Annotated in this window: 16 protein-coding genes; 10 read left to right on the top strand and 6 right to left on the bottom strand. The window is 37.6% G+C overall.

Annotation, left to right across the window (positions count from 1 at the left end; translation table 11 throughout):
• Nucleotides 1–5 precede the first annotated feature (5 nt).
• Nucleotides 6–650 (top strand): K(+)-transporting ATPase subunit C, encoded by a 645-nt coding sequence (gene kdpC, locus LCP48_RS15495; protein ID WP_004227228.1) that lies wholly within the window; start codon nt 6–8, stop codon nt 648–650.
• Between the two features lie 50 nt (nt 651–700).
• Here the strand turns inward: kdpC and LCP48_RS15490 are convergent, their stop codons facing one another.
• Nucleotides 701–1756, bottom strand: a complete 1056-nt coding sequence (locus LCP48_RS15490; RefSeq protein WP_004227230.1) for a 2,3-butanediol dehydrogenase — start codon at nt 1754–1756, stop codon at nt 701–703.
• 293 nt (nt 1757–2049) lie between these two features.
• Between LCP48_RS15490 and LCP48_RS15485 the strand changes: the two genes are divergently transcribed.
• Entirely contained in the window at nt 2050–3351 is a 1302-nt protein-coding gene (locus LCP48_RS15485) for a DEAD/DEAH box helicase (RefSeq protein WP_004227232.1), read from the top strand.
• 12 nt (nt 3352–3363) lie between these two features.
• Nucleotides 3364–4257: a deoxyribonuclease IV gene (locus LCP48_RS15480; protein ID WP_202341232.1), complete on the top strand. Its 894-nt coding sequence runs from the start codon at nt 3364–3366 to the stop codon at nt 4255–4257.
• A gap of 44 nt (nt 4258–4301) precedes the next feature.
• Here LCP48_RS15480 and LCP48_RS15475 read toward each other — a convergent pair whose 3' ends face one another.
• Nucleotides 4302–4538: a Nif11 family protein gene (locus LCP48_RS15475; RefSeq protein WP_004227236.1), complete on the bottom strand. Its 237-nt coding sequence runs from the start codon at nt 4536–4538 to the stop codon at nt 4302–4304.
• 165 nt (nt 4539–4703) lie between these two features.
• Here LCP48_RS15475 and LCP48_RS15470 point away from each other — a divergent pair, with 165 nt between their 5' ends.
• Genes LCP48_RS15470 through LCP48_RS15460 form a run of 3 tightly spaced genes read left to right on the top strand, consistent with a single transcriptional unit; the run spans nt 4704 to nt 6752 of the window.
• Entirely contained in the window at nt 4704–5450 is a 747-nt protein-coding gene (locus tag LCP48_RS15470) for a metal ABC transporter ATP-binding protein (RefSeq protein WP_004227240.1), read from the top strand.
• Between the two features lie 13 nt (nt 5451–5463).
• A complete protein-coding gene (locus LCP48_RS15465) occupies nt 5464–6327 on the top strand; it encodes a metal ABC transporter permease (RefSeq protein WP_009370139.1) in 864 nt (287 codons plus the stop codon).
• Nucleotides 6324–6752 (top strand): Fur family transcriptional regulator, encoded by a 429-nt coding sequence (locus LCP48_RS15460; RefSeq protein WP_004227247.1) that lies wholly within the window; start codon nt 6324–6326, stop codon nt 6750–6752. The genes LCP48_RS15465 and LCP48_RS15460 overlap by 4 nt, the downstream gene beginning before the upstream one ends.
• 582 nt (nt 6753–7334) lie before the next feature.
• Here the strand turns inward: LCP48_RS15460 and LCP48_RS15455 are convergent.
• Entirely contained in the window at nt 7335–7694 is a 360-nt protein-coding gene (locus LCP48_RS15455) for a hypothetical protein (RefSeq protein ID WP_004227250.1), read from the bottom strand.
• A 280-nt stretch (nt 7695–7974) separates the two neighbouring features.
• Complete coding sequence (gene serC / locus LCP48_RS15450; RefSeq protein WP_004227251.1) at nt 7975–9063, bottom strand: 3-phosphoserine/phosphohydroxythreonine transaminase; 1089 nt, start codon at nt 9061–9063, stop codon at nt 7975–7977.
• 395 nt (nt 9064–9458) lie between these two features.
• Between serC and LCP48_RS15445 the strand changes: the two genes are divergently transcribed.
• On the top strand, nt 9459–9995 hold the full coding sequence (locus tag LCP48_RS15445; protein WP_004227254.1) for a hydrolase: 537 nt from the start codon (nt 9459–9461) through the stop codon (nt 9993–9995).
• Between the two features lie 304 nt (nt 9996–10299).
• On the top strand, nt 10300–10719 hold the full coding sequence (locus LCP48_RS15440) for a hypothetical protein (protein WP_004227256.1): 420 nt from the start codon (nt 10300–10302) through the stop codon (nt 10717–10719).
• A 32-nt stretch (nt 10720–10751) separates the two neighbouring features.
• Here LCP48_RS15440 and LCP48_RS15435 read toward each other — a convergent pair whose 3' ends face one another.
• Nucleotides 10752–11264, bottom strand: coding sequence for a PCYCGC motif-containing (lipo)protein (locus LCP48_RS15435; protein ID WP_004227258.1), 513 nt, complete (start codon nt 11262–11264; stop codon nt 10752–10754).
• 79 nt (nt 11265–11343) lie between these two features.
• Nucleotides 11344–13641 (bottom strand): YhgE/Pip domain-containing protein, encoded by a 2298-nt coding sequence (locus LCP48_RS15430; protein WP_225340363.1) that lies wholly within the window; start codon nt 13639–13641, stop codon nt 11344–11346.
• A 192-nt stretch (nt 13642–13833) separates the two neighbouring features.
• Here LCP48_RS15430 and LCP48_RS15425 point away from each other — a divergent pair, with 192 nt between their 5' ends.
• Entirely contained in the window at nt 13834–14313 is a 480-nt protein-coding gene (locus tag LCP48_RS15425; protein WP_009370145.1) for a thioredoxin family protein, read from the top strand.
• A 100-nt stretch (nt 14314–14413) separates the two neighbouring features.
• Nucleotides 14414–15115, top strand: a complete 702-nt coding sequence (locus tag LCP48_RS15420) for a tetratricopeptide repeat protein (RefSeq protein WP_216486782.1) — start codon at nt 14414–14416, stop codon at nt 15113–15115.
• Nucleotides 15116–15359: the final 244 nt, after the last annotated feature.

The following is a 15359-nucleotide window of genomic DNA, read 5'->3' as shown; positions in this document are numbered from 1 at the left end:
GGTACATGCGAAAATTATTTGTAAACTTAAAGCAAGCATTTCTTATTACTATAACAATGTTTATACTGTGTGGGCTAATCTACCCGTTTGCGGTGACTGCTTTAGCTCAAGGATTACTTCAGCATCAAGCAAATGGTAGTTTACTAGAAATCAATGGTAAAGCTGTTGGTTCAGAACTGATCGGTCAATCCTTTTCAGCACCATCATATTTCTGGGGACGTGTTTCAGCCATTCATTATAATGTTTATACTGAGGATGATATGGTACCAGACAAAAATGGTCAGTTAAATTATAGTGGAGTGACCTCTGGAACTTTTAACTATGCACCATCTAATCCAGAATTGAAGAAGCGAATTGAAGCAGATATCAAGAAGTTTCTACTAGCAAACCCAACAGTAAAACGCCAAGATATACCTGCAGATTTAATGACCGCTTCTGGCTCAGGGCTGGATCCACATATTAGTGTGAAGGCTGCAAACATTCAAGTGAAGCGCATTGCCCAAGCAAGCGGTCTTTCAGAAGATGAGATTGAAAAAATCATTGAAGAAAATACGGAGAAACGAACACTAGGGATCTTTGGAGAAAATAAAGTGAACGTTCTAATGGCAAATTTAACAATCATGAAAAAAATGGATAATAAACAACAATAATAACTATAAAATCAGGTAGAGAAATGCTTGGTTCTCTACCTGATCGTATTTTATGCTTGAGAATTTACCAAAATTTTAATATGATTACGTTCCTTCATTAATGCCTCAAAGCCTTCTGTTACCACTTCATCAAGAGCAATTCGTTTCGTTACAAGCTTGTCTGCAGGGAAGTAACCTTGTGTCATCAGCTCCATTACGGCTGGGAAGATATCGCGGTAGGCAATAATTCCTTTGACTGTTCGCTCTGATAAAACGATATTGTTCGGTTGGATAGCCGCTGTAGACTCCCAAATCGACACGATGATTGTTTCACCTTCAAAAGTTGTGGAGTCAATAGCTTGTTGTAATACCACAGGAACGCCCGTTACTTCAAAGGCAACATCTACACCACCATTTGTTAATTCATGTAGACGCGCAACGGCATCTTCCTCTTTAGGGTTAATGACGGCTGTTGCACCAAGTTCTAAAGCTTTTGCGGCACGCTCTGCTGAAAGCTCTACAGCATAAATTTCTGCTGCGCCCGCTGCACGTAATGCTTCAATGACAAGAAGCCCGATTGGTCCTGTTCCAAAGACGGCAGCTTTGTCACCGGCTTTTAATTTACTTTGACGCACGGCATGTAAAGCGACTGCTGCTGGTTCTACAAGTGCTCCTTGCTCATAAGAAAGCCCTTCTGGCATTTTGTGAACCATTTTTTCATCTACCATTGTATATTCGGAGAATCCTCCGCCACCGCCTGAAAGACCATGGAAACCTAAATGTTTACAAATATTATATTTACCTTTTTTACAGGCAGCACATTCGCCACATGCAAGGATTGGTTCTACTACTACAGGATCACCAATTTTAACAGATGTAACACCATCGCCAATTTCAACTACTTCACCTGAAAATTCATGTCCCATTACAATAGGTGCTATGTCTTTACTTACATAGTGAGGTTGCTCCACTGGAATAAAGATTGGCCCAGCTGCGTATTCATGTAAATCACTGCCACAAATCCCTGTCCAATGTACTTTGATTTTTACTTTTCCAGGTGCGATGACTGGTTCTTCAATGTTTTCTACACGGATGTCTTTTGCTTTATACCATCTTGCTGCTTTCATAATCTACCAACCTCCCATAATATCTTACAAATCTATCATAACATGTGGGGAATCTACTAATCATTAGTTCCCTATAAATTGACATAAAAATTACATATTACAAGCGTTTTCGAACATTGTTACAGCGCTTTTTTGATTGCATATTCTGCGTATTTCAAGTACCTTTGATAAGGGCTTTGTTACGGTGATAATAAAACATTAAAAATATGTTTATGCTAGTAAGAAATAGAACGTAAATATACCTTAAAGTTCGAATCATGGTACAATGAAAAAGATGTTAGGAGGAACGAATGATGTCAAAATATACTGATTATAATTTTCAGCCATTTTTGCAGGACGCCATTGCAAATCTTGGCTTTACAGAACCGACACCAATTCAAAAAGAAATTATTCCGCTTTTATTAAAAGGGAAAAGTGCTATTGGACAGGCACATACAGGAACAGGGAAAACACATAGTTTTTTAATTCCAATTGTTCAACGTATTGATGTAGAAAAACAGGAAGTACAGGCCGTTATTACTTCTCCTACACGAGAGTTAGCACAGCAAATTTTTGATGCATTAAATCAATTAATAGAAGGAACTGCTATTCAAGCAAAACTATTTATTGGGGGTACGGACAAACAACGCTCCATTGATAAATTAAAAACACAGCCACAAATTGTTGTTGGAACACCAGGACGTATTCGTGACCTTGTTTCAGCACAAGCGTTATTTGTGCATACAGCACCAATTTTAGTTGTCGATGAAGCGGATCTAGCTTTTGATATGGGCTTTATTGAAGAGATTGATGGATTTGCTTCACAGATGCCAGAAAAGCTTGAAATGTATGTTTTTTCTGCAACAATTCCAGAAAAACTTCAACCATTTTTAAAGAAATATATGGAAGCGCCAGTGCATGTCCATATGAATGATAAACGACCCGTGGCAGAAGGCATCGATTTTGTGCTTGTACCAGTGCGCTCAAAATCGCGTAATAAACGTTTATTAGAAGTCATTGAGGGCATTAATCCCTTTTTAGCTGTTATCTTTACCAACACACGTAAGACAGCAGAACACGTTGCTGGCTACTTAAATGAGCATGGTATCCGTTGTGGCCAAATTCACGGTGATTTAAGTCCACGTGATCGTAAAAAAATGATGAAGCAAATCCGTGATCTTGACTACCAATACATTGTAGCAACTGACTTAGCTGCTCGGGGTATTGATATCCAAGGCATTTCTCATGTTATTAACTACGAGATTCCAGAGGACTTAGAATTCTTTATTCACCGTGTTGGTCGAACAGCGCGTGCAGGCAATAAAGGGACAGCCATCACTTTATTTGAGCCATCAGACGAGGATGCAGTAGTTCGCGTAGAAAAAATGGGCATTCCTTTTGTGCAAAAAGATGTAAAAGATGGCGAATGGTCAGAGTTAAAAGAGCGTCATGCACGTAAAAACCGTGTGAAGCAAGAGAATGAAATTGATGTGAAAGCAAAATCGTTGGTACGTAAGCCCAAAAAGGTAAAACCTGGCTATAAACGTAATATGAAGTGGGAAATGGAAAAAATTAAAAAACGTGAACGTCGCTTAAAGGCACGCGGTAAAAAATAAGGGGGCTTTTATATGTTACTTGGCTCACATGTTTCGATGAGCGGTAAAGAAATGCTACTCGGCTCTAGTAAAGAGGCACTGTCATACGGAGCCAATACATTTATGATTTATACTGGAGCACCGCAAAATACACGTCGCAAAGCCATTGCTGACTTGAACATTATGAATGGACTCCTGCATATGAAAGAGCATGGGATGACCAATATTGTTGTACATGCACCTTACATTATTAATATTGGCAATACGGAAAAACCAGAAACATTCCGTCTCGGTGTAGATTTTCTCCAATCGGAAATTGAACGTACTGCGGCACTGGAGGCAACGCAAATTGTTTTACACCCAGGTGCCCATGTAGGTGCTGGTGCTGATGCTGGTATTGCTAAAATCATTGAAGGTTTAAATGAGGTACTTTCTCAGGACTATCCCGTTCAAATTGCATTAGAAACCATGGCAGGGAAGGGGACAGAATGTGGACGTTCCTTTGAAGAACTTGCTAAAATTATTGATGGTGTAACGAATAACGAGCGACTTTCAGTATGCTTTGATACTTGTCATACACATGATGCTGGCTATAATATCGTGGAAGATTTTGATGGTGTATTAAACGAATTTGATAAAATTATAGGCGTGGAACGCATTAAAGTATTGCATATCAATGACTCCAAAAATGTGCGCGGTGCAGGCAAGGATCGTCACGAAAATATTGGCTTTGGTCATATTGGTTTTGATGCCCTCAACTATGTAGTACACCATCCACAATTAATGGATGTTCCTAAAATTTTAGAAACACCCTTTGTCCCTCTCAAGAGTGACGCTAAATCTAAGGTAGCTCCGTATAAAGTGGAAATTGATATGTTACGAAGTGGTACTTTTAAGCCTGAACATATTGAAGCTTTAAAAGGCTAAAAGCAATAACCCGAAATCAGGCTAGTTCTGATTTCGGGCTTTTTTTATTTTGTAAACAAGGCGATGAGTTGACGAGAGCGCTTTCTTCCTAAAACGGCCTCCACTTCAACAAGAATATCTTTAGGAATACCTAAAAATAGCCAAGAAAATGAGAATTGCTCCAAATAAGGTCGAAGTTTTTTTACTTCAGAAGTCGTAATGCTAAAGCCTTCTTCACGAGCAATCGCGACAATTTCCTTATCCGTGCTTTGTGCTAATTGCTGTAAAAATTGAATACTCAAAGTCAATCCTCCTTTATCTTATTTATTTTCACGAAATCATTTACACACTTGCAATCAGCTGTTCGAAAAAGCATCCATCCTCTTTTCTTTACAAAAACTGCACTTTCCTTTATACTTACAATTTGTAAATCGTAATGATTTTGAATTAGAAAGAAGCGATCATGCATGAAAACAACACTAATTGACATTGAAAATGTGTCATTTCAATATGACTATACGCAAGTTTTAAAAAACATTTCTTTTCGTGTAGAAGAGGGAGATTTTTTAGCACTACTCGGCCCAAATGGTTCGGGAAAATCAACACTACTAAAAATAATTTTAGGTTTGCTGAAACCTTTATCCGGAGAAATAAAATTATTTGGTGAACCAAGTGCAAATTTTAAGCACCGTGAATGGATTGGCTATGTCTCGCAAAAATCCAATGCCTTTAATTCTGGGTTCCCGGCAACCGTGCAAGAGGTCGTGAAAAGTGGATTAACGAAAAAATTAGGGCTTTTTAAAAGACCTGGCCGAGATGCCAAAGACAAAGTACAAGAAGCTTTAAAGGCAGTTGGCATGGATGCTTATATGAATCGCAACATTGGAGAGCTATCTGGTGGACAACAACAACGTGTTTTTATTGCAAGAGCTTTAGTCAGTGATCCCAAACTGCTCATTTTAGATGAGCCAACTGTCGGCATTGATCACGAGAATGTGCAGTCATTTTATGATATGCTGGCGAAATTAAATCGGGAACAAGGAATTACGATGATTCTTGTCACACACGATGTCGATACGGTATCGAATCGTATCAGCCATGTAGCGTGTTTGAATCAAACTATTCACTTCCACGGCTATAAAAATGAATTTGATAATATTTCTCAGGATGCGCTAGACGCTTGGTATGGCCATTCCGTGAGAAAGATTCACTAGAAGGAGCAGGCACATGATTGAAGCAATTTTACATTATGAATTTTTACAAAATGCCTTTTTCTCTGGATTATTAATTGGTATACTTGCGCCACTACTGGGTGTGTTTATTGTTGTACGTAGGCTATCCTTGATTGCGGATGCTTTGTCGCATGTAACACTCGCAGGAATTGCTGGGAGCTTATACATTAGTCAATCGGTAACAGCCTTTGCAATGCTCAATCCTATTTATCTAGGAATACTAGCCTCTGTGAGTGGCTCTGTCTTGATTGAGCGTTTAAGACGTTTGTATAAGCACTATGAGGAGCTTGCCATTCCAATCATCATGTCGGGTGGTATTGGAATTAGCGCCATCTTTATTTCACTTGCCAGTGGTTTTAGCACAGATTTAATGAGTTATTTATTCGGCTCGGTTTCTGCTGTATCTCGTCAAGACTTATGGGTAGTGATTGGCATTGCTGCCATTGTGATTATCTTTTTGTTTTTATTTTTTAAAGAATTATTTGTTTTGTCTTTTGATGAGGAATATGCAAAAGCTAGTGGACTTCCGGCTCGTTGGGTTCATCTTTTATTTATGATTGTGACAGCACTTGTCATTGCGGCAAGTATGCGCATAGTTGGTATTTTACTTGTATCATCTCTAATGACATTGCCTGTTGCAGCAGCAATGCGCTTGGCAAAGGGCTTTAAACAAACCATCATTTTTGCCATTGTTTTTGGAGAAACAGCTGTACTAATTGGTCTAATTAGCGCATTTTATATGGATTTAGCGCCAGGAGGCACGATTGTTGTCACTTCTATTCTGATTTTGTTACTTGTAATCCTAGGGAAGAAAGTAGCACTTAAAATGGCTGCAAAGCAGGGGGAGGTAGCGCAATGAATATTTCAAGAGCGTGGGAAATATTAAAGGAAAATGGCTATAAAAAAACAGATAAACGGGAGTTAATATTAGATATGTTTGCAGCAACAGATAAATATCTAACAGCCCGTGATTTATTAGATGTTTTAAAAAAAGATTTTCCGGGAATGAGTTTTGATACCATTTATCGTAACCTAGCTACTTTTGTGAAACTTGGAATATTAGAAGAAACAGAGCTATCAGGGGAACGTAATTTCCGTATGCACTGTGAATCTGCGCATCATCACCATCATTTTATCTGTATGGACTGTGGCAACGTCAAAGAGCTTAATCTCTGTCCAATGGAAATGTTAGGTGAAAAATTGCCTGATTATGAAATTGAAAATCATAAGTTTGAAATATATGGTAAATGTCCTGATTGTAAACATGAAACGCTGTCACATTAAATGTGACAGCGTTTTTTAGTGTTGAAAAACAAAACAGTCAATTGAAAGGTAGAAATGGATTTCCGTTGCAGGCTATTTGATTTTCTGTGGGCGAGCGCCGAGCCGCTTCCTCCGCTACCGCTCCGTTTAGGGGTTCGCCTGTCTTGCTATTCCACGGGAATCAAGTAGCCTTCCACTCCAACCTACAAAAGTGTTATCTTTTTAGCAAAGGTTTTCAAATAAAGTAAAGGTGTTCACTTCTTGTCACTCATCACTTCTCCCCATTGAAAATAAGAGCTTATCCCCTCTATGAATACAGATAATGGGCAATTTTAATACTATGCTACTATGAAAAAAGTAAAGACACTTTGCAGAATGGTTGATTGGAGAGGAGCCAGCGTCACTCCTAGGGGATTTAGCGTCACTGATGAAACCCTGGAGCGAACGGAAGTGAGTGAAGCGGCTCATCGGACGCCCCCTGGAAAGGACGCTGGCGGAACGGAAATCAACCCCTCGCCTTGCAAAGTTGCTTCTTCTGTCGTTGACATCTTCTTGTTTCTATGTAAGAAGAGGGTGCCTATAGAAGGCTACCCTCTAAAAGGATTAAGCTACTGCCACTCGACGAATCGCAACAATTTTATTGCAATCTACGATTAAAGGAGAAGCAGCTGCTGCACCTGGCTCAAGGAAGTATGCACAGCAATTTCTTGGATCGAAGGAAATGAAAGTCACACCTAAGAAGCTAATACCTCCAGATAAGAAGATATCTAGTGTAGTAGCTAGCTCTAATTTTCTTAATTGGTGACAAATACACCCTCTACAGTTGCTGCTCATTCTTGGTGTACATTTTTCCTCTTTTTGACAAGGACATTTTTCAACTTTACGTTGACAGCATTTTTCCTCTTTTTTAGGACATTTACAGCCTTGCCAGTTCATATGTGACATGTATCTTTTATCTTCCATTGTCTAGACCTCCCTTCCTCTATTTTCGTAAAGGTAACCCTTACAGTAATAATCTATGTTTGGTGCATAGCTAGAGGCTGGCGATATGTCCGATAGGCAGCTTAAAAATCTATATTTTTCTCAAAAACTTTTGCAATGTGTAAAGCCCTAAGCTGAAATATTGCTATAAACATCTAATCAAGCTAATTGTATAGGGATAGATTTCTTATTTCCTTCTACAAGCGCGAAAAAAAAGATGAGTCTTTACATTTCTGTAAAGATTCATCTTTTAAATAGAAGTTTATTGATGTTTTTGTTGGAAATCTACCATGAAATCTCGTAAAGCTTCACATGCCTCAAGGGGTACTGCATTATAAGTGGAAGCACGACAACCACCTACAGAACGATGTCCATTTAGCCCAACAAAACCTGCTGCCTTTGCCTCTGCAAGGAATTGTTTTTCCAGCTCCTCATCTGCAACGCGGAATGTAATGTTCATTAAAGAACGGCTTTCAGGTGTGGCATGGCCTTTGTAGAAACCGTTACTATTGTCAATGGCATCATAAATGACTTTTGCCTTTAATTCATTATGTTTTTCAACTTCTGCTACGCCGCCTTTAGCTTCAACCCATTTCAACACCTCGCCTAGCATATAGATTCCAAATGTTGGAGGTGTATTATAAAGTGAGTTACTATCGGCATGTGTTGTATACTTTAGCATCGTTGGAATATTTTTATTGGCTTTTTCAAGTAAATCTTTGCGAATAATTACGACCGTTACACCTGAAGGACCAAGGTTTTTTTGAGCACCAGCATAGATGATTCCGAACTTTTCAATATCAACTGGTTTAGATAGGATGTCACTTGACATATCTGCCACTAATGGAACATTTCCTGTATCAGGGTAGTTTTTCCATTGCGTACCATATATCGTATTATTAGATGTGATGTGAACATATGCATCATCTTCATTGAATTGGATATCTTCTAAAGCAGGAATATTGCGGTATTTGTTTTCTTTTGTGCTTGCAGCTTCAACAGGTATCCCAAATAATTTAGCTTCCTTAAAAGCTTTCTCAGACCATGAGCCTGATAATACATAACTAGCTTTTTGCTCAGTTGTTAAGAAGTTCATGGGCACCATTGTAAACTGAAGGCTTGCTCCACCCTGTAAGAAAAGTACCTCATAGTTTTCTGGAATAGCATAAAGTTTTTTTAATAAAGTAATGGCTTCGTTATGTACTTCATCAAAAATGGCACTTCGGTGACTCATTTCCATAATGGACATACCTGAATCACGGAAGTTTACTAATTGCTGTTGAGCATTTTCTAATACTTCTTGTGGTAGAGCAGATGGACCTGCGTTGAAATTGTATGCACGTTGTGTCAAAGTGGTACACTCCTTGTTTGGTTAATAACAGAACTTTACTGGATTATAACCTAATTTTCAAGAGAAAAAATAAAATTCTTAATATTTGAGCAGAATGGCGACAGGCTCGCAACAAAATGTACACATTTAAGCAGGTATTTTTCATTAAAAACGAACAAAAAGAAGTTTATTTTTGAAATTAAGTTATATTTTCCGTATATTAAATATTTTTTATGGCAATAAAAATGATAATGTTCGTGTTTTTGTTTACGAATATTCCTTTATTAGAAGTGTGAAATCTACAGGCTAAAGCAAAACCATTAAAATCGCTTGTTAGAGAAATTTTCTTATTACTTTACGAGAGATAAGCAGGTTTTTGTATAATATTATAAAGAAAAGAAAAAGAGGTGTTTAGGATGTTTACCGTAGAGAAAGCTTGTTTAGTAGTTGTAGATGTGCAAGGAAAGTTAGCAACAATTGTTGATGACAGTGAAATGGTAATTGAAAATGTGGCAAAGCTCGTACAAGCAATGCAGGCACTGGAAGTACCTATTTTATGGCTAGAACAAAATCCAAGTCGTTTAGGCGGAACGGCGCTTGAGATTGCTCAGCATTTACAAGGGCAACCGATTCCTAAAATGGCCTTTAGTGCGTGCCAAGAAGAGGCATTTGTAGAAGCGATGAAGGAAAATGGACGCACTCAATTCATTGTGACAGGTATCGAAACACATATTTGTGTGTACCAATCGGCTAGACAGCTGAAAGAACAAGGATTTGAAGTAGAGGTTGTTGTAGATGCCGTATCCTCTCGAACAAAGGCAAATAAAGAAATTGGGCTTACAAAGATGCATGCGCTTGGAATTTCCCCAACTAGCACCGAAATGATCTTATATGAGCTACTACAACGTGCAGATCATGAACATTTTAAAACCATTTTGAAGCTTGTTAAATAATGCCAACTAAAATTGAAACAATGGGTATATGTATTCCAATCATTGTAATAACAATTTTGTTTTCAAGAGAAATATATACAAAGAAATTAGGTTAGATTGAAAAAGTGTAGATGTCCGAAGAGTCTATAGACCTTTCTCGGGCATCTTTTTTATTTAAGGGCTAGATTATCCGTGACATTACTCACATAAAAACTTAGCTATTCCATTTGTTGTATACTATAATTAAAAATCGGGAATTCGTAATGGGTAAATAACATTTAATTAGGATGATGACTATTAATAAACAGTCATTTTTATGGGAGAAATGGAACAGCTAACATGGCTTTCCAAGCAAGCCTCAAGAATCCCTTACACATCTGAGCAGCTTATCTCGCAAGGGTTTTTACCTGAGGCAATTGGCCAATATGTGTTCATAACGAAAAATTTCTGGCAGCAAAAAGAGCCTTTATTATGGATTCATTCATTAGAAAATGCTTCTGTAAAAGGTGACTTTTATGCTCACTTGAAAGAGACGAATTCTCAGGCAGACGCTGCGATTGAAACAAAAGAAGGACAATTTGTCGTGGCCGTAGATCAAAATGCTGATAAGGAAGACGTGAAAGTAGCTAAAAAAGATGAAATATCCTATGTTTTAATTGCAGAATTTGTTGGGCTCATTCTTGTCATTGCTGTTATACTGTATATCATCCTTCGTAAACGAAAGAAAAATCAACTAAAACAATAAAAGCAAAGTCGCGAATGTGCGACTTTGCTTTTTTATGCAGGCATGTCCGTTGGTGTTGGTTTTGCATAGCCCTCTTTATACGTGTCATCAATGAACTGACGAATTTCTTTTAAGCTCTTGCCTTCTTTGTGCAGTTGTGCTGATTGGACAGCAATCTCTAAGCACACTAAACAACGTGTCCCGTGATCATCCCAAACAATCGAACCATCCTCACGTTTTTCCTGAATAAAGCAATTTAAATTACTTTTATGGCCAGCAGATTCCCCACAGCCGCAATAGCATGGCATCCATTCGAGAATCTCTGTTGATTGTCCAGCGATTTGATAGACTAAGCGTATATTTTCTTGCTTGCCCTCTAAAAAGGTTGGTAGGACGTCAGCAGAAGCCGTTTCTTCTTGGATATCAACAGATGCCTCTGCATGGTCATGACCTTCATGTGAAGCGTCATTTGCTTTAGGAGAGGTTTCAGCACTGTTTTTATTTTCTCCACAAGCACTTAATAACAGTAACGCCAATACAACAAAAATAGTAATTGATTTCTTCAAAAATAGCGCCTCCTACATGTTAACAATACTTCCATTATAACATCGTTTTCATAAACATTTACAGACGCCTCGTTGAAAATCAGTGAAATATATCTAATCCACGTGTTTTGTTCATGAAATGTTCCATTTTCTCGCTCAATAATTTTTTTAAGAAGAATCCGAACAGGATAAAAATGGACCAGAAACCTAATAGGAAAATGAGGTCCATCCAGACTGTTGACCAAATAATTCCGCCGACAGCTTCACGCATCATTTCAATCGCATACGTAAAAGGTAAGAAAGGGTTGATTATTTGGAAGAACCTCGGCAATAACTCGACTGGATAGGTTCCCCCAGAGCCTGCAATTTGTAACACAAGCATCACAATGGCTAATGCTTTTCCTACATTACCGAAGACGGAAACGAGTGTGTAGACAACCGTTACAAATACGAGACTAATGAAAAGTCCAAATAAGATAAAGTAGGCAGGTGCTTGAATGGAGCCGTCTACTAAGAAAATATCTCCAATGGTAATAATTAGAGTTTGAATCAACGAGAAAGTTGCAAATGTTAAGAGTCGACCAAAGTAAATTTCTCGAATACTATAAGGTGAATCTCCATGGAGATTCACAGACAATAATGAAATTAACAGTAAACAGCCTACCCAAATAGAGAGTACTGTGTAAAACGGTGTCATGGCTGTTCCATAGTTCGCAATAGGGAATATGCGATGTTCCTTTAATTTAATAGGCTCCTCAAAGAAATCACGTTCGGCGTTGACATCATTTTTAAGTAATTGTACAATCTCTGCTAGATCCGCTTCTTCTTCTAGAGTTCGTAGTTTATTCGCTAATTCTTTGATTTTAGCACTTAAAGTTGGAAATTCAGTTTGTATTTTTTGAATAGCTTGATTTGCTGTACCTAGCGTGTTTTTGGTCTTAGTCAATTTATCTGTTGCCTGAGGTATGAATTGTTTTACATTTGTCAGCATGGTAGAAGCGTTAGTTAAAGTTTGTTTCGCACTGGTAAGGGTCGATCGAATTTGTGGCTCTAGACTTTCGTTATAGTAGGATAAGAATTTTTGTAAATTAGCTGTAGCATTTTGTGCGATTTGCTGAATAGCTGTAATGTCTTGCTTGATAACATCTTTATCAATTGGCTTTAATTGATCTATTTTATTTAGTAAATCGTCATGTAGAGTCTGTAATTGTTGTAATGAGCTAAGCGCATTTGACGTAGAATCAATGAAGTTTGGAGGATGTTCCAAGGCTTCGCGAATGGCTGTAAGCTGTTCGATGATTGGTTGATTCGCTTCTGCATTACTTTCCTGTAAAGAACCAATAATGGTTGTTAAAGAGTCTTCTAATTGCTTACGAGTCGAAGCATCTGCCTGAATTAATTTTTGCATTGCCTCAAGCGTTTGAATACTCTTGGTTATGCTATCTTTAGAAGTTGACAATTGATTTTTAAGTGCCTCTTTCGTTTGTGTAATAGAGGCAGGGTCAATATTTATACGATTGAGCTTATTGATGATATCTGTAAAATGTTGGGCAATATTTTGAACAGTTGTGACATCCTTTTTGATGATAGGAGATAGTTCATTAAATAAAGCATCTGCTTCATTCACTAAACGTAAACCCTTTTGAATGGTAGTTAAACCATCTGTTGTTAGTTGTTCCACCTGTGGAACTTGTGTCAGTGCCTGATTAAGTAATTGATTTGCCTCTTTTCCTTGGGTAGAGGCTTGAGTTAAAAATGAATTAATATCAGGTAAATGCTGTTCTATAGTAAAAACATAATTTTCAAATTTGCGAAAATCAGGAATGTCACGTTCCATTTCAATTCCAATTGTATTAAAAATAGAAAAAAGTGTCCCATTGACGGTGGATACAAATTCATTCGAAACCTGCTGTGTAAGTACGCTCGCGCCTTTACTTGTAATTTTAGGAGCAATAGGATTCTTTTTTTCATTTACATAATAATCAATATGGGCCTTCGTTGGTTTGTCGGTTAGAATAGAGGTTAGTTTTTGCGAAAAATCATTTGGAATGATAATGACTGCAAAGAAATCACCATTTTTTAATTGTTCCTTAGCTTTTTTCTCTGTCTCGAGCTTCCAAGTAAAGCTTTTATTCGTACGTAAAGTCTCAATTACTTCATTCCCGACATTTATTGCTTCATCTCTTACAGTGGTTCCCGTATCTTCATTGACAATCGCGATTTTCATATTAGAGGTGTGGGCGTAAGGGTCCATGGAGGCATAAATATTTAGCCAGGCATAAAGAGAAGGAAGAAAAATTAGTCCACCTATAATGACAGCTACGACCCAGTTTGTGACAATATTCCGGATATCTTTTGTATAAATTTGAAAAACACGCTGGAACGAATTTTTCATCATAATCACCCCACATTCAAATTTGCATAAACTCTCACTATGTATGTTCCCAAATATACTTGAAATTATGTTATAAATGTGAAATATCTTCATTTAAAGGCGAATTAGTTTACTAGGTTTTCAAAACAATTTATAATCAATCGCGAATGCACTAAAACTAGGGCTTTTAGTGTAAAAAAGGAGGTCACTACTTTAGTGAAAAAATTATTAATAATTGGTTCAGTGATTGTTGTTTTATTTGCAGCAATTATTGTGCTTACCAACGTCTCAAACAAAAGTAAATTAGAAAGCGCAAATAACCCTTATGGCGATAAAAAACTAAAACAAGAAACAATTGATCAATTGGATGATGAAAACTATCAAAACATTATGTTACCAGACGAACTAGAAGCTAAAATTAAAGCGGGCGAACCGGTTAATGCTTACTTCTTCAGTCCAATCTGTGTACACTGTCAAGCATTTACACCAGTATTAATGCCAATTGCCGATGAGCTTGGTGTTGATATTGCTCAATTGAATGTCTATGAATACGATGATTTATGGGGAAAATATAATATTAAAGCAACACCAACATTCATTCGTTTCGAAGATGGTAAAGAAGTAAATCGCTTTGTAGGAGCTCTTAAAGAAGAAGATTTACGAACGTTCTTAAATACGGTTGTGTTAAATAAATAGAAAAGGAAGAGACTGTATCATAATTATTTAGATACGGTCTCTTTTGTTTTTGTAGTGTATACTAAAAATACTGAATAGTTGTACACTGGAGGAATGATGAATGTCAATGGATGATTATTTTTATAATGGTGAACTGATGAAATGCTATGAATTAGCGAAGCAGGTGACAAATGAAGCAGACAAAGCACTAGCACAAAAGTATATTCGATTATTAGAAGAATATGAATATGATCGTTATCCAAAGCCAACTGGTCATATCGAAGTACAGCATGTGGAACGCGCTGATGAAAGCTATCCAGAATCAGATCTAGTTGTAGAAATACGGGCAATAAAAGATGAAGAGTCATTTGCGAAGCGTATTCAGCAATTGGAGGAAGTCGCAAAAACTGGAACACCTGCAGACAAGGCACAATCCTTTTTTACACAGGGAGAGCTGTTCCTATTCGCACATCAATACAATGAGAGTGTTCACTGCTTTCAACAAGCAGTAAAGGAAAATCCGAATAAGGCTGTCTATTGGGGAATCACAGGGCAGACGATGCATCGTTTTGGTTGGATGCCATTTGATGCGCTCGGTTATTTAGAACAAGCGATACAGCTAGATCCAACAAATCCTCGTTGGAAATGGAATAAAGCGCTTGTACTTATTCAATTAGCTAAGGATTTGCAAATGGCTCCATTTATGGCGAATGCAGCAATCACTTTAGAGGATGCACTAACTTCTTGTGGCGAACAGCAGCGGTCATTGAAAGATGCCATTCAAAATACAGTAGATAATATGGATAGCTATGTTTTTTCCTAACATTCAGGAGTCTTCTACAGAAAACTAATTTCAATAGTTTTATAATATTATGCGGATGTCCCCAATGTATATGGAGACATCCTTATTTTGTTGAAATAAGATTATGCCAAGAGCGAAAAAAGACCTTTTGGCAAGGCGTGGGGTCGATTTCCGTTCCGCCAGCGTGTCATTTTGTTTCCAACACAGTGAGGATGTCTCCAATGCATATGGAGACGTCCTTTTTACTGAGAAATCAAGTGAGCAG

The sequence above is a fragment of the Lysinibacillus capsici genome (genome assembly GCF_020217405.1).
In the GTDB taxonomy this organism is placed as follows: Bacteria; Bacillota; Bacilli; order Bacillales_A; family Planococcaceae; genus Lysinibacillus; species Lysinibacillus capsici.
The sequence above is the reverse complement of the archived record's forward strand: the minus strand, read 5'-3'. Positions and strand labels throughout refer to the sequence as shown.